At 58.3% G+C, this 21102-nt stretch carries 19 protein-coding genes; 16 read left to right on the top strand and 3 right to left on the bottom strand.

Annotation, left to right across the window (positions count from 1 at the left end):
* The first annotated feature begins 10 nt into the window (after positions 1-10).
* The 11 genes from fbp to MPN23_RS05275 all read left to right on the top strand — a co-directional run bounded on the left by fbp (position 11) and on the right by MPN23_RS05275 (position 13568).
* Positions 11-1045, top strand: coding sequence for a class 1 fructose-bisphosphatase (fbp, locus tag MPN23_RS05325; RefSeq protein WP_243546586.1), 1035 nt, complete (start codon positions 11-13; stop codon positions 1043-1045).
* On the top strand, positions 1045-2133 hold the full coding sequence (tsaD, locus tag MPN23_RS05320) for a tRNA (adenosine(37)-N6)-threonylcarbamoyltransferase complex transferase subunit TsaD (protein WP_243546584.1): 1089 nt from the start codon (positions 1045-1047) through the stop codon (positions 2131-2133). Before fbp ends, tsaD begins: the two co-directional genes overlap by 1 nt.
* 147 nt (positions 2134-2280) lie before the next feature.
* Entirely contained in the window at positions 2281-2601 is a 321-nt protein-coding gene (trxA, locus tag MPN23_RS05315) for a thioredoxin (protein WP_243546583.1), read from the top strand.
* A 3-nt stretch (positions 2602-2604) separates the two neighbouring features.
* Positions 2605-3525 carry a thioredoxin-disulfide reductase gene (gene trxB, locus MPN23_RS05310; protein WP_243546581.1) on the top strand — a complete coding sequence of 307 codons (921 nt, stop codon included), beginning with the start codon at positions 2605-2607 and terminating at the stop codon, positions 3523-3525.
* 9 nt (positions 3526-3534) lie between these two features.
* A complete protein-coding gene (locus tag MPN23_RS05305; RefSeq protein WP_243546579.1) occupies positions 3535-4263 on the top strand; it encodes an outer membrane protein assembly factor BamD in 729 nt (242 codons plus the stop codon).
* Between the two features lie 36 nt (positions 4264-4299).
* The gene (locus MPN23_RS05300; protein WP_243546571.1) at positions 4300-5181 is read left to right on the top strand and encodes a hypothetical protein; all 882 of its coding nucleotides are present in this window, start codon (positions 4300-4302) and stop codon (positions 5179-5181) included.
* A 38-nt stretch (positions 5182-5219) separates the two neighbouring features.
* Positions 5220-7235, top strand: coding sequence for an elongation factor G (fusA, locus tag MPN23_RS05295; protein WP_243546569.1), 2016 nt, complete (start codon positions 5220-5222; stop codon positions 7233-7235).
* A 3-nt stretch (positions 7236-7238) separates the two neighbouring features.
* Positions 7239-7772: a DUF2062 domain-containing protein gene (locus tag MPN23_RS05290; protein ID WP_243546567.1), complete on the top strand. Its 534-nt coding sequence runs from the start codon at positions 7239-7241 to the stop codon at positions 7770-7772.
* Between the two features lie 423 nt (positions 7773-8195).
* Positions 8196-10109, top strand: a complete 1914-nt coding sequence (locus MPN23_RS05285) for a methyl-accepting chemotaxis protein (RefSeq protein ID WP_243546565.1) — start codon at positions 8196-8198, stop codon at positions 10107-10109.
* Positions 10110-10258: 149 nt separating this feature from the next.
* A complete protein-coding gene (locus tag MPN23_RS05280) occupies positions 10259-12469 on the top strand; it encodes a chemotaxis protein CheA (RefSeq protein ID WP_243546563.1) in 2211 nt (736 codons plus the stop codon).
* A 31-nt stretch (positions 12470-12500) separates the two neighbouring features.
* Positions 12501-13568: a protein-glutamate methylesterase/protein-glutamine glutaminase gene (locus MPN23_RS05275; RefSeq protein WP_243546561.1), complete on the top strand. Its 1068-nt coding sequence runs from the start codon at positions 12501-12503 to the stop codon at positions 13566-13568.
* A gap of 77 nt (positions 13569-13645) precedes the next feature.
* Here MPN23_RS05275 and MPN23_RS05270 read toward each other — a convergent pair whose 3' ends face one another.
* Positions 13646-13990 (bottom strand): DUF190 domain-containing protein, encoded by a 345-nt coding sequence (locus MPN23_RS05270; RefSeq protein WP_243546559.1) that lies wholly within the window; start codon positions 13988-13990, stop codon positions 13646-13648.
* Between the two features lie 24 nt (positions 13991-14014).
* Positions 14015-14392 (bottom strand): fluoride efflux transporter CrcB, encoded by a 378-nt coding sequence (gene crcB / locus MPN23_RS05265; RefSeq protein ID WP_243546557.1) that lies wholly within the window; start codon positions 14390-14392, stop codon positions 14015-14017.
* A 46-nt stretch (positions 14393-14438) separates the two neighbouring features.
* On the opposite strand from crcB, the gene MPN23_RS05260 reads away from it, so the two are divergent.
* From MPN23_RS05260 to aat, 4 genes are all read left to right on the top strand, one after another.
* Positions 14439-15035, top strand: a complete 597-nt coding sequence (locus MPN23_RS05260) for a class IV adenylate cyclase (protein ID WP_243546555.1) — start codon at positions 14439-14441, stop codon at positions 15033-15035.
* 83 nt (positions 15036-15118) lie between these two features.
* Positions 15119-15433, top strand: a complete 315-nt coding sequence (locus MPN23_RS05255; protein WP_243546553.1) for an ATP-dependent Clp protease adaptor ClpS — start codon at positions 15119-15121, stop codon at positions 15431-15433.
* 7 nt (positions 15434-15440) lie between these two features.
* The gene (clpA, locus tag MPN23_RS05250) at positions 15441-17756 is read left to right on the top strand and encodes an ATP-dependent Clp protease ATP-binding subunit ClpA (protein WP_243547353.1); all 2316 of its coding nucleotides are present in this window, start codon (positions 15441-15443) and stop codon (positions 17754-17756) included.
* A 53-nt stretch (positions 17757-17809) separates the two neighbouring features.
* A complete protein-coding gene (gene aat, locus MPN23_RS05245; RefSeq protein WP_243546551.1) occupies positions 17810-18514 on the top strand; it encodes a leucyl/phenylalanyl-tRNA--protein transferase in 705 nt (234 codons plus the stop codon).
* A 25-nt stretch (positions 18515-18539) separates the two neighbouring features.
* Here the strand turns inward: aat and MPN23_RS05240 are convergent, their stop codons facing one another.
* Positions 18540-19016: a hypothetical protein gene (locus tag MPN23_RS05240; protein WP_243546549.1), complete on the bottom strand. Its 477-nt coding sequence runs from the start codon at positions 19014-19016 to the stop codon at positions 18540-18542.
* An 87-nt stretch (positions 19017-19103) separates the two neighbouring features.
* Here MPN23_RS05240 and uvrB point away from each other — a divergent pair, with 87 nt between their 5' ends.
* On the top strand, positions 19104-21101 hold the full coding sequence (uvrB, locus tag MPN23_RS05235) for an excinuclease ABC subunit UvrB (RefSeq protein ID WP_243546547.1): 1998 nt from the start codon (positions 19104-19106) through the stop codon (positions 21099-21101).
* The last annotated feature ends 1 nt before the right edge of the window (position 21102 follow it).

Genomic DNA, 21102 nt, shown 5'->3' with positions numbered 1-21102 from the left:
GGAGGTGGCCATGCCGCAGCAAGTCACCGTGACAGAACACATTATGCTGCATCAGAAACGGATTCCGGGTGCGACCGGACAGTTTTCCCGGCTCCTGAACGAGTTGGTCATGTCCGCCAAGATCATTGCCCGAGAGGTGACAAAGGCCGGTTTGGTGGATGTTCTGGGCTTTACCGGCGAGATCAACGTGCAGGGCGAAGAGGTCAAGAAGCTTGACGAATACGCCAACCGCATCCTGATCCATCGGCTGTCCCGGTCCGGCGTGCTGTGCGCCATGGCCTCCGAGGAGAATGCCGACATCATCGAAGTCCCGGATTCCCTGCCCAGAGGCGATTACATCATGATTTTCGACCCGCTGGACGGGTCCTCCAATATCGACGTGAATGTCAATATCGGTACGATCTTTTCCATCTTCCGTCGCAATAGCGACCCGGAAGAGCCTTTGCTGGCAGGCGATGTGCTTCAGAAGGGGGCGGAACAGGTTGCCGCCGGATATGTGCTGTACGGCACCTCCACCATGCTTGTGCTGACCACGGGCGACGGCGTGCACGGATTCACCCTTGACCCGAGCGTGGGAGAGTTTCTGCTGTCCCATCCCAACATCCAGATTCCGGAGCAGGGCAAGATATATTCCGTGAACGAGGGGAACTACAAGTACTGGAGCCCCTCCATGCGCAAGGCGTTGAACTATTTCAAGTCCAACAGGAATGCGCTCAAGAAGCCCTACAGTCTGCGCTACATCGGTTCGCTGGTTGCCGATTTCCATCGCAATCTGCTGTACGGCGGTGTCTTCATGTATCCGCCGGATGTGCGCGACCCCAAGAAGCCCACGGGCAAGTTGCGGCTTACCTGCGAATGCAATCCCATGGCCTTCATCGTGGAGCAGGCGGGCGGCATGGCCACGGACGGCGTCAATCGCATCCTCGACATCGAGCCCGACCATCTGCACCAGCGCGTTCCGTTCTACTGCGGTTCGCGAAACGATGTCCTCAAGATTCAGGAAATCTTCGAGGAAGAGGCCAAGGCGAGCGCAAAGAAGGCCTGATGCTGACACTCGGTATTGAGAGTTCCTGCGATGAAACCGCTGTTGCTCTGGTGGACGGCGGTCGGCTTCTCGGGGAAAGGATTGCGTCGCAGGTGGACGTGCATGCCCTGTTCGGGGGCGTGGTCCCGGAAATAGCCTCCCGGGAGCATTTGCGCGTGCTGCCCGGGTTGTTCGAGGATTTGCTGCGGGAAACCGGCGTTTCCGTGGACGATATAGAGGCTGTTGCCGTGGCGCGCGGTCCCGGCTTGCTCGGCAGTCTTCTGGTAGGCGTGAGTTTTGCCAAGGGACTGGCACTGTCCACGGGCGCACGGCTGGTGGGCGTGAATCACCTCTGGGCGCATCTGCTGGCGGCCGGACTTGAGCGCGAGCTGCATTTCCCTGCCTTGGGGTTGCTGGTTTCGGGCGGACACACCCATACCTATCTGATCCGCTCGGACTGTGAATTCGAATTGCTGGGCCGGACATTGGATGATGCGGCAGGCGAGGCGTTCGACAAGGTCGCCAAGGTGCTGAATTTTCCGTACCCCGGTGGCCGATGGATCGACAACCTTGCTTCCGAGGCCGAGCCGGACAAAAAGATGTTTCCCCGTGCGTTCATTGACAATCCGAGTCTGGATTTCAGTTTCAGCGGTCTGAAGACCGCCGTGGCCAACCATGTGGCTGCTCATCCCGAACTGGTCATGAGCGAGATGGCCGACGCATCCCTGCTGGAGCATGTTGTAGGGCCGCGTCGCGAACAGCTTGCCGAAATGTGTGCGTCCTTCAACTGGAGCGTTGCCGACACGCTGCGCATCAAGGTGGAACGTGCCTTGAAACAGGCTGGAAAGGTCGAAAGCCTGATCGTGGCGGGCGGCGTGGCTGCCAATTCCATGATCCGTTCCTTCATGACGGAACTGGCTGCAAAACAGGGGATCGAGCTGACTTTGCCCGGGCTTGGTCTGTGCACGGACAATGGCGCCATGATCGCCCATGCCGGTGAACGATTTGCCGAGGCCGGGTATGCCCATGATCTCGATCTGGAGGCGATACCCCGCGGACGCGTCGTGCCACTGGATTGGCATGGGCCGGACAGCGTCTGCCGCAGGTGATATTTTCCCCGGTCCAGCTTGACAGGTGGATGGGGGGCAACTAGTTTATGTATCTTGGTTTGACCGTCCTGACGTTTCGTGTGAACGCCGCGGGCGGGTAGAGGGTAACGGCTTCGAGCCGATGCAACGAATAATAAGGAGATATTCATGGCCATTCAGGTGACCGACAGCAACTTTGAGGAAGAAGTGTTGAACTGCGATCTGCCCGTCCTGATTGACTTCTGGGCGCCCTGGTGCGGCCCCTGCAGGGCTATGGGTCCCGTTATCGACGAGCTGGCCGATGAATACGCCGGTCAGGTCAAGATCGCCAAGATGAACGTGGACGAGAATTCCGCCACCCCCGGGAAATACGGCATTCGCGCCATTCCCACCCTGATCCTGTTCAAGGGCGGAGAGGTGCTGGATCAGAGCACTGGTGCTGTGTCCAAAAGCAGCATCAAGGAAATGATCAGCAAAAAGGCTCTGTAGTTCATGAGAGAATACGACGCCGTAGTTATTGGGGGCGGTCCGGCTGGAATGACGGCCGCCCTTTATCTTTTGCGTGCCGGAGTCAGGACGGCCATGATCGAGAAGCTGTCGCCGGGCGGACAGGTGCTGCTGACCTCGGAAATCGAGAATTATCCCGGTTTCCCCGAAGGGTTGCAGGGCTGGGAGCTGTCCGACAAGTTCTCCGCACATCTGGATAATTACGAATTGGACCGGATCAATGACGAAGTACGGTCCATCACCGTGGGCAAGACGATCCACGAGATCGCGGTCGGCGACGAGGTCGTGGGTGCAAAGGTCATCGTGCTCGCCTCCGGTGCGCGGTATCGCAAGCTGGGCGTGCCCGGCGAGGATCGGCTTTTGGGACGCGGCGTGTCCTACTGCGCTCTGTGCGACGGGAATTTTTTTCGGGATCGCGAGGTTGCCGTGGTCGGGGGAGGCAATTCCGCTCTGGAAGAGGCCCTGTATCTGGCCCGGCTGTGCAGCAAGGTGCATCTCATTCATCGCCGCGACGAATTTCGCGGTTTGTTCTGCTATCAGGACAAGTGTTTCAAGCACGACAAGATCAATGTGATCCGCAGCACTGTTGTTGAAGAGATCGTGGGCGGGGATGATTTGGAAGCCCTTGCCCTGAAAAACGTCAAGACCGGCGAAAAGAGCCGTTTGGAGTTGGACGGTTGCTTCATCTTCGTGGGATTCGAGCCGATCATGGATTTCGTTCCCGAAGACGTGAAGCGTGATCCCAATGGCATCCTTACGGATCAGGAAATGCGGACCAGTGTCCCGGGCATTTTTGCCGCAGGCGACATCCGGTCGAAAATGTGCCGCCAGGTGGCCACCGCCGTGGGCGATGGAGCCACCGCCGCAACTGCGGCCTTCTCTTATCTGGAGCAGATGGGGTACTAGGGAGTCGTGATGAGGCGTTTGTTTGCCCCGATGTTGATGCTTTTGCTGCTGGCTTCGTCCGGCTGTGCGCTTATTGACGCGTATTTCCTGCCTCCGCCCGAGGATACGGCGCAGGAGTTGTGGGAAGCCGGAACCGATGCCATGAGCGAGAAGGATTACATCGAGGCACAGGAATATTTTGGCAAGATCAAGGACCGTTTCCCGTTCAGCCCGTTCGCCCTCAAGGCGGAACTGGGTCTTGGAGACGCCTACTTCCTCAACGAGGACTACCTTCAGGCTTTGGATTCCTACAAGGAATTCGAAGCATTGCATCCCAGCTACGAGGAACTGGATTATGTCCTGTTCCAGATCGGCATGTCCAACTACAAGATGTTCCGCTCCATCGACAGGAGGCAGGAAAACATCAAGGAAGGACTGGAATACTTCTACCGTCTCGAAGAGTCGTACCCGGATTCCAAGTATGCGCAATCCGCACGGGGACTCATTCTGGAAAGCAGGAGAATTCTGGCCGAACACGAAGTCTTCATTGCGGATTTCTACTGGCGGACCGAAAAGTACGGTCCTGCCTGGAACCGCTACCAGTTCGTTGTGGAGAATTTTTCGGATATCCCGGACCTGCGCGACTATGCCAGACGGAGGGCCGAATACTCCTACTACGAATATCAGAAGACGCTTTCCGAGGATGAGCGACAGCGCATTCAGGGAAGTTGGATCAGATGGGTCAAGAAGTGGCTTTAACGATTTGAACAGCGGTCTTCCGGCCGCTTTTTTCTTATGAGCGAATCAACATTCTCCTTTCCCGAGTGGCTGCAAGAGCACGTTCCCGACGATTCCCTGTTCGCCTTGGCGTACGGGGACATCCCCGCTGAAAAGCGTGCACTCATCAAGACGTCCATAGCCCGTCTGTACGACTGGTACGGCCCGTGCCGTCATGTCGGGCTGGAGGAGAACCGGCGTTTTCCTGCCGGGTTTACCGCCTCGTCCAGAATGGAGCCCGTGGAATTCGCGGTGGTGCTGTTCGACAGCAGCATCCTGTCCCCGGCCCGGCTGCTTGCCGGTATCGTTCCGGCCATTGCCGCAGGCATTCGCGATGTGGTCGCGGTTCGGGTCGGCAAGGGCGGCCCCTGGCGAAAGGCCGTGCTGACCGGGCTGGAACTGGTCGGGCAGGAGTTCGTTGCGGATTTGACGGAACTTCAGACCAAGCGGCTGTTCAGCGAACTCAGGGATACCGGTCGTCCCGGAGCTGTCACCGTGCTCGGACCCAAGGCTGCGGCCATCAAGACCGTGGAACTTCAGGCCGCGTCGCGAATCTCGTTCTGGCGTCCCCGGTATCGCCGTGCCGCCACCGTGTGGATGGACGACGAAAACACTTTTGATCTGGAAGCGCTGGCATTCATGCATCCGGATATCATCTTCAGCGTGTTCGGCACGGAAGTGGAATTGCCTGCCGACAATTTTTCCTATGAGGGGAACGGGTTCGACGATTGCCTTGATTCCATCATGGACGTGGCATACATGCCCATTGCCCGGGCCGACGTCGCCCAATCCCGCGCCAAGTTGACGCTATGCCCCGGCCAGGAAGGCTGCTGGGTCTGGCCGGACCTGCATCTCGATCACTTTCTGTTTCACACCACCACCTGGGCCATCGGAGACTGACCGTGACGAAAAGCAATGCTCCTTCGGCGAAGGCTCTCATGAACCTTCGCAATATCGGCATCATCGCGCATATCGACGCCGGAAAGACCACGTTTACCGAACGTGTTCTCTACTATTCCGGAAAAATCCATCGCATCGGCGAAGTCCATGAGGGCACGGCCACCATGGATTACATGCCCGAGGAGCAGGAGCGCGGCATCACCATTTCCTCGGCCGTGACCACGTGCCCGTGGCAGTCGTTTCTGGTGAACATCATCGATACCCCGGGCCATGTGGACTTCACCATCGAGGTGGAGCGTTCCCTGCGCGTTCTGGATGGTGCGGTCGGCGTGTTTTGCGGCGTGAGCGGTGTGGAGCCCCAGTCCGAGACCGTGTGGCGGCAGAGCGAAGCCTACAAGGTTCCCAAGATCGCGTTCATCAACAAGATGGACCGGCTGGGAGCTGATTTCGAGGCTGTGCTGGAGACCATGCGCACTCGTCTCAAGGCCAATCCGCTCGCCGTGCAGGTACCGGATGGCGAGGGACAGGATTTTCGCGGCGTGTTCGATGTCATCCGGCTGAAACGGCTGGTTTTCGATCAGGAATCCAAGGGATTGGAGTTTCGTACGGAAAGCTTGTCCGAAGAGGAGCTGGAGCGCGTACTGCCTTGGCGGGAGCGGCTCGTGGAAACTGTTGCCGATCATGATGACGAGCTGCTTGAACTGTATCTGTCCGGCGAGGACATCCCCGAGGAACGCATCAAGGCCGTCATTCGCAAACTGACGCTGGAAAGAGTCGTGGTGCCGGTTCTGGCCGGTTCCGCTCTCAAGAACATCGGGGTGCAGCCGGTGATGGACGCGGTGTGCGACTATTTGCCAAGCCCGCTTGAAGTGCCCACGGCTTCCGGCATTGTTCCGGGAACAAGGGAACGCATTTCGTTCAAGCCGTCGCACAAGGAGCCGCTTTCGGCTCTGGCCTTCAAGGTCAGCATGGATTCGGGGCGCAAGCTGGTTTTTCTTCGCGTCTATTCGGGCCGTCTGGAAGCCGGGAACACCGTCTTCAACGTGACGCAGGACAAGGACGAGCGGATAGCGCGTCTGTTCCGGCTTCATGCCGGGCGCAAGGAAAAGGTCGAGGCAGCCTTTCCCGGCGACATGGTTGGCGCTGCGGGCATGAAGTTCGCCAGAACCGGCGATACGCTCGCCTTGCGGGAAAAACCCATTCTTCTGGAGCAGATTGCGGATTACAAGCCGGTCATTTCTCTGGCTATCGAGCCCAGAAATTCCGAGGAATCCGACAAGCTCGATGAAGTTCTGGAAAAATATCTGCTGGAAGATCCCACCCTGACGTGTCAGCGCGACGAGGATACCGGGCAGATCATCCTGTCCGGCATGGGCGAACTGCATCTGGAAGTCATTTTGGAGCGGCTTCGTCGGGAATACAGGCTGGAGCCGAGAACCGGCAAGCCTCAGGTCGTGTATCAGGAAACCTTGGGCGCATCCGCAACCGCCGAATCGGAGTTTGATCGCGAACTTGGCGATGAGCAGCACTATGGCTGGGTGGCTGTGGAAGTGGAACCGCGCAAGCGGGGCAGGGGTGTGGACATCGTGCTCGAGTTCGACCCGGAGCCGTGGCCCGAAGTCTGGCTTTCCGCTGTGGAAGAAGGCATTTCCGACGGCTTGCAGAGTGGCGTGGTACGCGGCTATCCGGTGCAGGACGTGCGCGTGCGCGTGCGTGAAATCCGGCGTCGGGAGGGCCAATCCAGTCCCGCAGGCTACCGCATGGCTTCGGCCATGGCCCTGAAGCGTGCCTTGGCGGACGCCTCTCCCAGACTCATGGAACCCATCATGTGGGTGGAGATCGGCGTTCCCGATGAATTCGTGGGTGAAGTGGTCGGCCTGCTCGGCTCCAAGGGGGCCAAGGTCGAGAACATGTTCGATCGTACCGGGCAGAAGGTGGTGCAGGCACTGGCTCCGTTGCGGCAATTGTTCGGCTTTTCCACCGATCTTCGCTCCGCAACGCAGGGCCGGGCCGGTTTTGTCATGAAGTTCTCCAAGTTCGACGTGATGGAGTAGTCGGTGGCGCAGGATGCACGGAACCCCCTCGACGGGCAGGCCAATCAGGACAAGGGGTGGTGGCCCAGAACCAAACGGGCCACACGATACTGGTATCTGCGGGTCATGCGCCAGCGGTCTTCGGCCCGGAATCTGGCCGGAGCCATGGCGCTCGGCATGTTCATCGGCGCGATGCCCATCATTCCCTTTCAGTCGGTGGTGGTCATCGGTCTGGCGTTTCTGTTTCGCGTGAACAAGCTTACGGCATGGCTCGCCACCTGCTATTCCAACGCCTTCACCATGGTGCCGTTCTACTATTTCCTTTTTTTGGTCGGCAAGGTGGTTACCCCGTTCAAGGACGTGAGCTTCGATCCCAATCATCTGGAAATGCGTCAGCTCATCGAGTCCGGATGGGAGGTGTTCGTGGTGATATTTTCAGGTGGGCTGGCATTCGGGATTCCTGCCACCATTCTGACCTATTTCATTTCTCTTTTCGTGATTCGGCGATATCGCCAGCGGCGCGCCATCAGGCGCTTGCGCAAGCAAACCCAGCTGTAGGGCGGGGTACTGCATGTCTTTCTGAAGCACGAGACTTCGGGCCGGAACCGGAATTGCGGTTCCGGCCTTTTTTTCGGACTTGCTTTTGCTTCGGAATGCTTGTCCTCGGCGTTTGTTTTATTATTTCATCTCTTTTTTCACTCGGCGTTGCATTTCGCACTGATTGTGCGTAAAAACAGTCTAGGAAATAATACCAATTTTGTTGAATGATTCAGGTCGCTTTATTTTGAGTCCGCCTTTTTTTCGGAGTTGCAAATGAACAGCGTTTCCGGTTTCAAATCATTTTTTGTCGTCGTTGTCGTCTGTGCCTTGTTTGCAGGGGCCTATTGGCAGGGAACGCCCCTGTTTTTTTGGGGAACTGTCGGAATCGGCGTTGTCCTGGGCTTTGCTGGCGCATGGTGGGTTGCCGCTTCGGAACGTCGAATGCGTCGGCTGCTCCATGATGTGGCGGGGGCCGGGGATGTGGAAGAGGCCTGCGATCTGGTTCGCGGTGAAAGCGCTTTCGAGGGCGTGGGCAACTTGCTGGAAGCCGAGGCTGTGCGGAAGTCCTTTTATCGCGATGCGCTCAAGGTCCTCGGCAATCCGGCTCTGCTGACCGATGGTGAGGGGCGCATCCTGCTGACCACCGAATCTCTCCTTCAGCTTTTGAAAAAGTCCGGTGATCAGGTGGTCGGTCACACCGTGAGTCAGGCGTTTTACAACACCGAAGGAACCTCCATCACGGAAAAGGTGCTGAATTCCGGACGAGCCGAAGATTCCATCACGGAACTGAAGCTGTGGGATGGTCGCTCGGTAACAGTCCGAATCTTTGCCAATCTGGTCTTTGACGCTTCCGGCAAGCCTGTGGGCGTGGCCACTTCCTTTGTTGATTTGTCCGAACAGGTGCAGAGAAGGCGCGAAGCGGAAGAGCAGAAACAGCATATTGAAAAAATAGGAAATGAACTCAGTGTGTTGGCTGAAAATGTTGCGTCCGCTACCGAATTGCTTTCCGCATCTGCGGACGAGCAGGCGAACGGCGCGTTGAAACAGCGGAACCAGACCGCTTCCGTGGCCACGGCCATGGAGGAGATGACCGCCACGGTATTCGAAGTGGCCAAGAACGCCTCGAACACGTCCGAAGCCGCCGAGGAAGCGCGCAAGGCAGCAGGTGACGGCGTGAGCATGGTGACGCAGGCCGTGGGAGCCATCAACAAGGTGGCGGAATCCGCAGACCGGTTGGCTCAGGAAGTGGGGGAGCTGGATAGTCAGGCCGAGGAAATCGGGCGCATCATCAATGTGATCAACGACATTGCCGATCAGACGAACCTGTTGGCCCTCAACGCGGCCATCGAGGCTGCACGCGCCGGAGAAGCTGGGCGCGGCTTTGCCGTGGTGGCCGACGAGGTCAGGAAGCTTGCGGAAAAGACGGTTGCCGCCACCAAGGAGGTGGAGGAGGCCATTGTCACCATTCAAAGCCGGTCCCGTCACGCCATGGAGGCCATGCAGCAGACTGAAGGTCAGGTCACGGAAAGCACGTCGCTTTCCAATCAGGCCGGGTACGCCTTGCAGCATATTCAGGATCGTACCGAGGACATGGTGGGACAGGTTGCGCAGATCGCCACTGCAGCGGAACAGCAGTCCGCGGCTGCCGAAGAGATCAATCGGAGTGTCGATGAAATTGCCGTGATCGCTGGCGAGGCTGATGAGGCGGCCGGACAGGCTGCCAGCGCTACCCGTGATCTTGCCAAGCTTGCCCAGCAGCTCGTGGACGTGTCCCTGAGTTTCGGAGGCGACTCTGGCGGACAGGCCAAGCTTCGCGCTTCCGAGGGGGAGATGAAGGGCATTCTTCCCAAGATCACCCAGAATTTCGTGAAGGAGAAGTACGGAAACGGCATGTACGAGCACATGCAGGTGGAAATGGGGAATCCGGTCTTTTTGCCCACCGGCAGCTATCCTGATCAGGTGCTCATGCAAATGGCTGAAATCGTGGCTGAACGTCAGGGATTCACCCCAAGGGATTTCTTCCTTGAACTCGGCAAGCATACCGTGGTGCAGTTCCACAAGATGTACACCAGATACTTCAAGAACGAGTCGCTCAAGGAATTCTATTTGCGGATGAACGACGTGCATGCCCAGTTGACCAAGGACAATCCCGGCATCAATCCTCCCAATTTCACGTACGAGGACAAGGGGCGCGTTCTGTTCATGAATTATCGGTCCGGGCGAGGGCTGTTCGACTACTTCGAGGGCATTCTTCTCGGGGCTGCGGCGTTCAAGAAGGAACGGGTCTCCGTGCGGATCACGCCCTTTGACGAAGAGAGTGCCCGGGCAGAAATCGAGTTTCTGGACATGCCCTGATGTGGGGTGAAAAGTCCATTTCCCGGCAATTTATAATGGGAATGGGAATTCCATCTGTGTGATAAACTGAATATCCAGATCGGCTGGCGGTCTATCCGAACAATTCGTAATCGTGCGATTGCCGCGTTGCTGCCCTAGGAGAATCCCGAATGTCGGATGATCTCAATAGACAGATTTTCAAAGAAGAGGCCTATGACCTTCTGAGCGAACTCGAGGGGACGCTGCTCGAGTTGGAGCAGGCTCCCGAGGACATGGACCTCATCAACCGGATATTCCGGGCCCTGCATACCATCAAGGGGTCCGGCTCCATGTTTGGGTTCGAGGATATCGCGGAATTCACCCATGAGGTGGAAACCGTGTTCGACCTTGTTCGCAACGAGGAACTCGCAGTTACCGGGGAATTGTGCAATCTGGCGCTCAAGTCCAGAGATTACATCCAGAAAATGTTGGACAATTCCGAAAGCGACGACGTTGTCGACCCGCACGAGATGGAAGCCATTCTTTCGGGGTTGCAGGGATTGCTTTCCGGTGGCGGAGCTGAGGAGGACGTGTCCGCCGGGGAAGAGGCGGCTGTCGAATCCGAGTCCGAATCCTCTGAAATCGAAACCGCCGAGCCGGAAGCCGAGAGCGTGACGTTTCATCTTGTCCTTCGTTCGAAGAACCCTTCGGAATCCGATGGTGAGAAACTGCAATCCCTGTTCGAGGAACTGGAGCGGCTCGGTGCTTTTTCCCTGCTGTCCACGCCGGAAGGATCGGGCGAGCCCGTATGGGAGGGCGAACTTGTTTCCACGCATTCCCGCGAGGATGTGCAGGACATTTTTTTCTTTGCGGAAATCGATCTGGACGTGACGATTGCCGAGGCCGGAGCCCCGTCCGGGGATGCGGCTGAAGACGTGTCGGCTCCCGAACCCGAATCGAAGCCTGTAGTGGAAGTCCGGCCGGAGCCTGCCCCTGCTCCGACGCCCAAGGCGGCTGAAGATTCCGCCGAGGATGATACCGAGGATGCTCCAAGGCTTGGCGAAATGCTCGTCAAGAGCGGGGAAGTGTCCGAAGACGACGTCAAGGAGGCATTGGCCAAGCAGAAACCGCTTGGCCAGATTCTCGCCGAGAATGGCAAGGTCTCCCGGGAGCGGGTGGACAAGGCAGTGCAGCAGCAGGCGCAGGCCAAGGAAGAGCAGGCGTCCAAACGCCGTCAGGAAGTCGTGTCGAGCATTCGCGTGGCTGCGGACAAACTGGACTATCTGGTCGATCTGGTCGGCGAACTGGTCATTGTTCAGGCTCAGATCACGCAGGTCGTCGGAGAACGCAGCGATCCGCAGATGACGGCTCTGGCGGAGGAATTGGAGCGACTTTCCGACGAATTGCGGGATTCCACTCTGGGAATTCGCATGCTGCCCATCGGCACCACGTTCAGCAAGTTCCGTCGTCTGGTGCGGGACCTGTCCGCCGAACTCGGCAAGGAGATCGGTCTGTCCACCAGCGGTGCGGAAACCGAGCTGGACAAGACCGTGATCGAACGGCTCGGCGACCCTCTCGTGCACCTTCTGCGCAACAGCATTGATCACGGCATTGAGCAGCCTGCGGACAGAAAGGCCAAGGGCAAGCCGGAAAAGGGCATGATTCTGCTTTCCGCGGAACATTCCGGCGGCGAGGTGCTCATTCGCATCACGGATGACGGCAAGGGCATGGATCCCAAGGCCATTCGTGAAAAGGCGATTGAAAAGGGTCTGATCGCGTCGGATGCCGAGCTGACGGAAAAGGAACTTCTGAAACAGATTTTCGAGCCCGGTTTTTCCACGGCCTCACAGGTGACAAGCGTGTCCGGGCGGGGCGTGGGCATGGATGTGGTGAAGCGCGCCATTGATTCGTTGCGCGGCACCATAGACATCGACAGCAAGCCGGGCAAGGGCACCACCATCACCATTCGGCTGCCCCTGACTCTGGCCATCATCGATGGACTTCAGGTGTGCGTGGAGGACGGATACTACGTCATCCCGCTGAGCCTGGTCGAAGAGTGCGTGGAACTGACCCGGGAAACCGTGGATGAGAGCGATTCCGGGCAGCGCATTCTCTATCTGCGCGGAGAGATTGTTCCCTACATTCATCTGCGCGACTGGTTCGACATCGAGGGAGAAAGTCCGCCCATTGAACAGATAGTGATCTGCGGCGTGGAAGGTTCCAGAGTGGGCATTGTCGTGGATACCGTGATCGGCGAACATCAGACTGTCATCAAGAGCCTGAGCCGGGTTTACAAGGACGTGGAAGGCTTGTCCGGTGCGACCATCAAGGGAGACGGTTCCATTGCGCTGATTCTGGACGTTCCCAGCCTGGTGCGCCGGGTGATTGCCGAATCCCAATAGCATTCAACCTACAATTTCGACGGTAAAAACGATGGCAAACAAGATTCGCGTTCTCATCGTGGATGATTCCGCAGTGGTGAGGCAGACTTTGGAGGACATCCTTTCCTCTGACCCGGATATCGAGGTCATTGGTACGGCCATTGACCCGTTCGTGGCCGCGGAGCGTTTGAAAAAGGAAGTTCCCGACGTCATTACCCTGGATATTGAAATGCCGCGGATGGATGGTCTGACCTTTCTCCGCAAGCTCATGGCCCAGCATCCCATTCCCGTGGTCATCTGCTCCTCGGTGGCGGCCCAGGGAACGGAAACAGCTCTCAAGGCTCTGGAATACGGAGCAATCGAGATCATCAGCAAGCCGAAAGTCGGCACCAAGAAATTTCTGGAAGAATCCAAGATCAGGCTGTGCGACGCAGTCAAGGCCGCGGCCATGAGCAAGCCGGGCAAGGCCAAGCTCATCAAGCCGCTTACGGTCAAACCCAAACTGGATGCGGATGCGGTTATTCCCATGGCCAAACCCCAGCACATTTCCGCCACGGAGAAAATCTGCCTCGTGGGTGCGTCCACGGGTGGGACCGAGGCTCTGCGAGTGTTTCTGGAGCAACTGCCTGTCGGCTGTCCGCCGGTTGCCATCGTGCAGCACATGCCCGAGCATTTCACCGCAGCCTTTGCCCGGCGACTCAATTCCATCTGCGCCATCGACATCAAGGAAGCCGAGGACGGGGACAACATGGTTCGCGGACAGGCGCTCATTGCTCCGGGCAACAGACACATGCTGCTCAAGCGGAGCGGCTCCCGGTATTATGTCGAGGTCAAGGAAGGCCCGCTGGTTTCCCGGCACAGGCCGTCGGTGGACGTGCTGTTCCGCTCCGGAGCCAGATACGGGGGCAGGAATGTCGTTGCGGCCATCATGACCGGGATGGGCGATGACGGTGCCAAGGGCATGCGCGAATTGTTCGACGTGGGCGCATATACCATTGCTCAGGACGAGGCGACCTGCGTCGTGTTCGGCATGCCGCAGGAAGCAATCAAGGCGGGCGGCGTGAACAAGGTCATGCCGTTGCAGCGCATAGCTCAGGAAATGGTTCGCATGTGCGGGTAGTTCCTTGAAGATTGCCAGAGCGAGTCAAGGCCCGGCAGCGTGTTGCTTCCGGGCCTTGTTGCGTTCGGAAAAGAAGATCAGCCGTGTTTCTTGCCGTGGCGGTAGGCAATGACCTTCACAGGCTCGCGAGTGATCATGCCTTCGCCGATCATGGTGTCCAGAACCGGAAGAAAGGCTTCGATGCGTTCCGGATGTTCCACGATTTCCACCACCAGAGGCAAATCCTCGGACAGGCGGAGAATCTTGTTGGTATGAATGCGGCTGTTCGCCCCGAAGCCGCTCAGGCCGCGAAATGCCGTTGCTCCGGCAAGACCCTGCCTTCTGGCTTCCTCCACGATGGCATCCACCAGAGGTTTGCGTCCGTGCTTGTCGTCTTCGCCGATATAGATTCTGAGCCGTTCGGCTTTTTCCAGCAGTTTCATGCTGTTCCTCCTTGTGATAATGCGTTACAGCAGACGACCGAAGGCCATTCCGGCAAAGACCAGTGCAAGACCTGCGAGGCTCTGTCCGGCCACATTGGCGAACGCCATGGCCAGTTGGCCGAATTTGACGAGGTTGGCGGTTTCGAACATGTAGGTGGAAAAGGTGGTAAATGCGCCCATGAATCCCGTGAGCACGAGAAGCCGAATCTGACTGCCGGGAGCCACGCGGTTTTCCAGATAGCCCCACACCGTGCCGAAGAACAGGCATCCGAGCAGGTTCACGGCTGCGGTGCCTGCCGGAAAGCCCGAGCCGAAAAAGCGTTGGGCCACGCCCGAGAGCCAGTAGCGGGAAAGGGTGCCTGCCGCACCGCCCATTGCGAGAAAAAGTACTTTGGTCAACATGATTCATTCCTTGCAGAAAAATATAGCATAGGGGCGGAGTAAGACAATGTCTCTGGAATGTGAAGTAAAATTCCCGGAAGTGGATCCTTCGGAACTTGCTGCTCGGCTTGTCCGGGCCGGGGCCGAATCCCTGGGACGGTATCTGGAACGCAACCTCGTGTTCGATGATGCGAGCCGTTCGCTCAGGGAGGCGTCCATCCTGCTTCGCCTGCGCAGCAGGCAGGGAGAGAGCGTACTCACTGTCAAGCGTCCACCGGACAATCCTGTCCCTTCCAGCCTCAAGGTGTTCGAGGAGCTGGAAACCCACGTCGCCGATTTCCAGATCATGCGGGCCATTCTGGAGGCCTTGGGATACTCCGTGGCTTTTGGCTATGACAAGGTGCGGGCCAGGTTCCGGTTCATGGATTGCGTGGTTTGCGTGGATGAACTGCCGTTCGGCTGTTTTGCGGAAATCGAGGGAAGCGAGGAAACCGTGTGGCCGTGCGCCCGGGTTCTGGGGCTGGAACGGGCAACCGCATCCACGGAAACCTATCATGCCCTGAATCGTGCCCATCGGGAGAGGAACGGGTTGAAGCCCGATGAAAATTTCACGTTTTCCCGGGAAAGACTGGACAGAATCCGGTTGGAACTGGAGAATCTCTAACGGCTCTATACTCGACAGGCGGCCCAAAGCTTTTTATATTGGGTTGTAAGGATAAACAGGAAAATGTTGGAGCGGAAACTTCCATGACTGAACCTGCGACAGGTGATGGCTTTCAGCCAGAGGTCATTGACGAACGCGAGGTCCGGGAACCTCGCAAGTACAAGGTCCTCATGCACAATGACGACTACACCACCATGGATTTCGTGGTGGAGGTCCTGATTCGGGTCTTTCACAAGAGCGAGGCCCAGGCCACGACCATCATGATGGCCATTCACAATCAGGGAGTGGGCGTCTGCGGAATCTTCACGGCCGAGGTTGCCGAAACAAAGGTGGATTTGGTTCACCGGCTGGCCAAAGGTGCCGGCTTTCCATTGAGATGCAGCATGGAAGGTGTTTGATATGACGATGCTCAGCAAGGAACTGGAAAACGCCCTGACCGTCGCGGTCAACGAAGTGAAGCGGCGCAACCATGAATTCCTGACTCTGGAACACCTGTTGTTTGCCATTGCTTCCGGTGATCAGGGTGAGGAAATACTTGAGGCGTGCGGCGCTGATCTGGAAAAGCTGCGCGATCAGCTTTCGCGTTTTTTCGTGGAGAACATGGAGGCGCTGCCCGAAGGGACCGAGACCGAGGTCATCCAGACTCTCGGGGTGCGGCGCGTGCTGCAACGGGCCGTGTGGCAGAAGAAGGCCTCCGGCAAGGATATCGTGGACGTGGGCGACGTGATCGCGGCCATGTTCGACGAAGAGGATTCCTATGCGGTCTATTTCCTGCGCACCCATGACGTGTCCCGTCTGGACATTCTGGAATACATCTCCCACGGCATGGCCTCCGGCGAGGAATGGGGTGGCGGGCCGGAAGAGGAACCGCATCGCCCGTTGCGCGATGTTGCGCCCAAGCCCGGAGACAAGAAGAGTCCGCTTGAGGAATTTACGGTCAATCTGACCGACAAGGCCGCCGAGGGCAGGATCGATCCGCTCATCGGCAGGGGGCCGGAACTGGAGCGCACCGTGCAGGTGCTTTCCCGTCGTCGCAAGAACAATCCCATTTTCGTGGGCGACCCGGGTGTTGGCAAGACCGCCATGGCCGAAGGGCTGGCCCTGATGATCGTGGAAGGCAATGTGCCCAAGGAGTTCCTGAACGCCGAGGTCCATGCTCTGGACATGGGCGCGCTTCTGGCCGGAACCAAGTATCGTGGCGATTTCGAGGCCCGGCTCAAGGGCGTGCTGGCTCAGCTCAAGACCAATCCCGACGCCATTCTGTTCGTGGACGAGATTCATACCATCGTGGGCGCAGGTTCCGTGAGCGGGGGCAGCATGGATGCCTCGAACATTCTCAAGCCCATGCTCCAGTCCGGGGAAATCCGCTGTATCGGGTCCACCACATTCGAGGAATACAAGAATCATTTCGAAAAGGACCGCGCCCTGTCGCGCCGGTTTCAGAAGATCGAGATAGCCGAACCTTCCGTGGAAGAGACCATTGCCATTCTCAAGGGACTCAAGCCGCATTACGAGCAGTTCCACGGGGTGAGCTATTCCCATTATGCGCTCAAGTCCGCTGCAGAACTGTCTGCCCGGCATATCACGGATCGGCATCTGCCGGACAAGGCCATTGACGTGATGGACGAAGCCGGTGCCCTGTACAAGCTGTCCGGCAGAAAGCGCAAGGACGACCGCATCAAGGTCGCGGATATTGAAAAGGTCGTGGCGCGCATGGCGCGCATTCCGGCTCGCAGGCTGTCCGTGACCGACAAGTTGCGGCTTCAGGGACTTGAGGAAGATCTCAAGAGCGTGGTCTTTGGCCAGAACGAGGCCGTGGATGTACTGGCCCGTTCCATCAAGCGTTCCCGCGCAGGCATGAAGCAGGCCGGTCGGCCGGTCGGCAGTTTTCTGCTCGTCGGTCCCACTGGGGTGGGCAAGACCGAACTGGCTCGTCAGCTTGCCTCCTGCATGGGAATCGGATTCCTGCGTTTCGACATGTCCGAATACATGGAAAAGCATGCCGTGGCACGACTCATCGGTGCGCCTCCGGGCTACGTGGGGTTCGATCAGGGCGGCCTGCTCACGGATGGCATCCGCAAGACCCCGCATTGCGTGGTGTTGTTCGACGAGATCGAAAAGGCGCATCCCGACGTGTTCAACATCCTGTTGCAGGTCATGGATTACGCCACGCTTACGGACAACAACGGGCGCAAGGCCGACTTCCGGCATGTGGTCCTGCTCATGACCTCCAATGCGGGGGCGCGCGAGGTTGCCAGGGGCAGCATCGGTTTTCGTCGCGACGAGGAGTCGGATCGCAGGAGCGGGGCGGTCAAGGCCATTGAAAAGGTGTTCAGCCCGGAATTTCGCAATCGACTGGATGCCGTGGTGCCTTTCTCTGCCTTGGATACCGATGTCATGGAGCGCATCGTGGACAAGTTCATCGGTGAACTCAACGGCCAGCTTGCCGAACACAGGGTGGAGGTCAGATTGACTCCGTCCGCCCGTGCGCGCTTGGCCGAACTGGGCTATGATCCGGCCATGGGCGCACGGCCCATGAGCAGAATCATTCAGAACGAGATCAAGGATGCCATTGCCGACGAACTGCTGTTCGGACGGCTCATGAAGGGCGGCGTGGTCGAGGTCGATTTTGCGGGCAAGGCCGTGAAGGAACGGTCAACGATTTCGTTCGGCCCATCCGGCGAATTCGCCTTTTCCTACGAATCCGCCTCGGGAAAGTAACTGGAAACGAATTGCAGGGGGCGGCGCAGGCCGCCCCTTTTTCCTGGTCGCATATGGTCATTTACCGGCTTTTCGAGGAACCTGTTTTCCCTGATCCGGAAGAAGCTGATCCGGACGGGCTTCTTGCCGTGGGTGGCGATCTCAGCCCTCAACGGCTTGTCAACGCCTATGCCAACGGCATTTTTCCCTGGTATTCGGAAGATTCCCCCATCCTGTGGTGGTCCACCGACCCCAGACTCGTGCTGCTGCCAGATCAGTTGCACGTGCCGCGCAGTCTGCGTCGGCTTTTGCGGAAGGATGCGTTTTCCTTCACGCTGGATGCGGCCTTTGACGAGGTGATCCGGGCATGCGCCCAGTCCGGCAGGCCGGAGCAGGACGGCACCTGGCTGGTGGAAGAGATGATCGAAGCCTACACTGACCTGCACGAACTGGGAGTTGCCCACAGTGTGGAGGCATGGCAGGACGGGCAGCTTGCTGGCGGACTGTACGGCGTGTCCTTGGGCCGGGCGTTTTTCGGGGAATCCATGTTCTACCGCGTGCCGGATGCGTCCAAGGCCGCGTTTGTCACTCTGGTCCGTCAACTGGAGCGCTGGAAGTTTCAACTGGTGGATTGCCAGCAGACCACGGAGCATCTCCTGCGCTTTGGTGCGTTCGAGATGCCTCGGTTCCGGTTTCTGTCCACGCTGCGGGACGCACTGGAGTTTCCGGACAGGAAGGGCCCCTGGCGGTTTGATTCTCAGGAAGAATGCGATTCCTGAGTGAACTGTCCACGAATGCGGACGATCAGGCGTCCACGATCGGCTCGTGCTGGCTCAGGTCGTACAGGCCGCACAGAGGCAGCTCAAGGGAATAGCTCGGAATTTTCCTGAACTGGACAATGCCCACGCTCTTGCCCGGCTGCACGTCGGAAAGCGCGGGCAGACCGGCAGGAACCGGGAATTCCAGCGGAACGGAGCGTATGGCCGTAATTCTTGTGGAATACTGTTCTTTCAGGTAATTTACGATCCGGTCGCGCTCCTGTTGCGTGAAGGATTCCATCACGATCTTTCGGCTGCCTCCCTCGCCTTCCAGCGGGGTGTCGTCCGAGGGCACGATCAGGTCGTCCCACGGCATGGCCGCTTCTTCGGATTCCGGCCATTCCGAACGGAAGAGGTGCAGGTCCACGTTGCGGCGGCCCTTGAAACTGCGGATGGTCATGCAGACCGCGTAGGCGCGTTCAACGGGAAGAGTGGTTGTCGGATCGAGGATTTCCATGTCCATTGCTGACTCCAAGTCTTCGATTATTCAGGTGAATGTTTTCATGATACGTTGTTTGAACGAATCTCTCAAGCCGTTTGGGTGGTTTTGATGCCGGATTTCAGGTTGCACAGCGAATTCACTCCTACCGGGGACCAGCCCGAAGCCATTGATCAGCTCGTGGCGAGCCTTGCTTCCGGCGTCGAGGCGCAGGTGCTTCTCGGTGCCACGGGCACGGGCAAGACATTCACCGTGGCCAACGTGGTGGAGCGGCTCAATCGTCCCGCACTGGTGCTGGCTCCGAACAAGACCCTTGCCGCACAGCTCTATTCCGAATTCAAGTCGCTGTTTCCGGAAAATGCGGTGGAGTATTTCGTCAGCTATTACGACTACTACCAGCCGGAAGCCTATCTGCCGCATTCGGACGTGTACATCGAGAAGGATTCGTCCATCAACGATGACATCGACAAGCTCAGGCACGCGGCTACCCATGCGCTGCTCACGCGGCGGGATGTGCTGATCGTGGCATCCGTATCCTGCATTTACGGTTTGGGTTCTCCCGAATATTACGCCAAGATGATCATCCCGGTGGAGCAGGGGCAGGCCATGAGCATGGAGTCCCTGATCGGGCGGCTCGTGGAAGTGCATTACGAACGCAACGACTATGATTTTCATCGCGGTACGTTTCGGGTGCGCGGGGATGTGGTGGAGATCATTCCGGCATACAGCCGGGAAAAGGCGCTTCGCGTGGAATTCTTCGGCGACGAGATCGACTCGCTTTCCGAGACCGATCCCCTGACCGGCGAAGTGTTGGCCCGGATGCGCAAGACCGTGATCTACCCGGGCAGCCATTACGTTTCGGATCGGGACAACCTGAATCGTGCTGTTTCCGACATCCGCGACGAATTGCAGGAACGGTTGGCGCAACTGCGGCGGGACAACAAGCTCGTGGAAGCCCAGCGTTTGGAACAGCGCACCATGTTCGACCTCGAAACCATCGAGGAGCTGGGATACTGCAACGGCATCGAGAACTATTCCCGGCATCTGGACGGCCGCAGGGCCGGGGAACCGCCCGCAACCCTTCTGGACTATTTTCCGGATGATTTTCTGCTTTTCGTGGACGAATCCCACATAGCCGTGCCGCAGGTCGGAGCCATGTACAACGGGGACCGATCCCGCAAGACCACGCTTGTGGACTACGGATTCCGGCTGCCGTCCGCTCTGGACAACAGGCCGCTGTGCTTTGACGAATTTCTGGAACGCATGGGCCAGGCCGTGTTCGTTTCGGCCACGCCCGGTCCGTGGGAACTGGATCGGGCGCAGGGCGTGGTGGCCGAACAGGTCATCCGGCCCACGGGCCTGCTTGATCCGCAGATCGAGGTCCGCAAGGTGCAGGGCCAGATTGACGATTTGCTCACGGAATGCAAGAAAAGGCAGGAGCGGAACGAGCGCGTGCTCGTGACCACGCTGACCAAGCGCATGGCCGAGGATTTGAACGACTATCTGAACCAGATGGGCGTTCCTTCCCGCTACCTGCATTCGGACATCGACACGCTGGAGCGCATGGCCATCATTCAGGCGCTTCGGGCTGGAGAATTCTTTGTGCTGGTGGGCATCAACCTGCTGCGCGAAGGGCTGGACATTCCCGAAGTCTCGCTGGTCGCCATGCTCGATGCGGACAAGGAGGGCTTTCTCCGGTCCACGCGTTCGCTGATTCAGACGTTTGGTCGGGCCGCGCGCAATGTGGATGGCAGAGTCATCCTCTATGCGGACAGGGAAACCCCGTCCATGCGCGAGGCCATGAACGAGACCGCACGCCGCCGGGAAAAGCAGGAAGTGTACAATGCTGAGCATGGCATTGTTCCCCGGACCATTCGCAAGAGTCTGGACAATGCCTTGGGACCGCTTGCTTCCGATGGCAGGGAGAGTGCTGCCATAGCGGCGGAATCCTCTGCCGAATACGGATCGGATCCGAAAAAGCTGGAAAGGATCGTGAAACGGCTGGAAAGGGAAATGCGTGAGGCTGCAAAGGAATTGGAGTTCGAACGGGCTGCGGAGTTGCGGGACAGGGTCGCGCTGCTCAGGGAACGCATTCTGACGCTGGGGTAGC

The sequence above is a fragment of the Pseudodesulfovibrio tunisiensis genome, from assembly GCF_022809775.1.
Classification (GTDB): domain Bacteria; phylum Desulfobacterota; class Desulfovibrionia; order Desulfovibrionales; family Desulfovibrionaceae; genus Pseudodesulfovibrio; species Pseudodesulfovibrio tunisiensis.
The sequence above is the reverse complement of the archived record's forward strand: the minus strand, read 5'-3'. Positions and strand labels throughout refer to the sequence as shown.

What these genes read in the sequence shown, in the direction of transcription:
- fbp (WP_243546586.1), top strand. Translation starts at nt 11, where the DNA reads ATGCCGCAGCAAGTCACCGTGACAGAACACATTATGCTGCATCAGAAA.
- tsaD (WP_243546584.1), top strand. Translation starts at nt 1,045, where the DNA reads ATGCTGACACTCGGTATTGAGAGTTCCTGCGATGAAACCGCTGTTGCT.
- trxA (WP_243546583.1), top strand. Translation starts at nt 2,281, where the DNA reads ATGGCCATTCAGGTGACCGACAGCAACTTTGAGGAAGAAGTGTTGAAC.
- trxB (WP_243546581.1), top strand. Translation starts at nt 2,605, where the DNA reads ATGAGAGAATACGACGCCGTAGTTATTGGGGGCGGTCCGGCTGGAATG.
- MPN23_RS05305 (WP_243546579.1), top strand. Translation starts at nt 3,535, where the DNA reads ATGAGGCGTTTGTTTGCCCCGATGTTGATGCTTTTGCTGCTGGCTTCG.
- MPN23_RS05300 (WP_243546571.1), top strand. Translation starts at nt 4,300, where the DNA reads ATGAGCGAATCAACATTCTCCTTTCCCGAGTGGCTGCAAGAGCACGTT.
- fusA (WP_243546569.1), top strand. Translation starts at nt 5,220, where the DNA reads ATGAACCTTCGCAATATCGGCATCATCGCGCATATCGACGCCGGAAAG.
- MPN23_RS05285 (WP_243546565.1), top strand. Translation starts at nt 8,196, where the DNA reads ATGCGTCGGCTGCTCCATGATGTGGCGGGGGCCGGGGATGTGGAAGAG.
- MPN23_RS05280 (WP_243546563.1), top strand. Translation starts at nt 10,259, where the DNA reads ATGTCGGATGATCTCAATAGACAGATTTTCAAAGAAGAGGCCTATGAC.
- MPN23_RS05275 (WP_243546561.1), top strand. Translation starts at nt 12,501, where the DNA reads ATGGCAAACAAGATTCGCGTTCTCATCGTGGATGATTCCGCAGTGGTG.
- MPN23_RS05270 (WP_243546559.1), bottom strand. Translation starts at nt 13,990, where the DNA reads ATGAAACTGCTGGAAAAAGCCGAACGGCTCAGAATCTATATCGGCGAA.
- crcB (WP_243546557.1), bottom strand. Translation starts at nt 14,392, where the DNA reads ATGTTGACCAAAGTACTTTTTCTCGCAATGGGCGGTGCGGCAGGCACC.
- MPN23_RS05260 (WP_243546555.1), top strand. Translation starts at nt 14,439, where the DNA reads ATGTCTCTGGAATGTGAAGTAAAATTCCCGGAAGTGGATCCTTCGGAA.
- MPN23_RS05255 (WP_243546553.1), top strand. Translation starts at nt 15,119, where the DNA reads ATGACTGAACCTGCGACAGGTGATGGCTTTCAGCCAGAGGTCATTGAC.
- clpA (WP_243547353.1), top strand. Translation starts at nt 15,441, where the DNA reads ATGCTCAGCAAGGAACTGGAAAACGCCCTGACCGTCGCGGTCAACGAA.
- aat (WP_243546551.1), top strand. Translation starts at nt 17,810, where the DNA reads ATGGTCATTTACCGGCTTTTCGAGGAACCTGTTTTCCCTGATCCGGAA.
- MPN23_RS05240 (WP_243546549.1), bottom strand. Translation starts at nt 19,016, where the DNA reads ATGGACATGGAAATCCTCGATCCGACAACCACTCTTCCCGTTGAACGC.
- uvrB (WP_243546547.1), top strand. Translation starts at nt 19,104, where the DNA reads ATGCCGGATTTCAGGTTGCACAGCGAATTCACTCCTACCGGGGACCAG.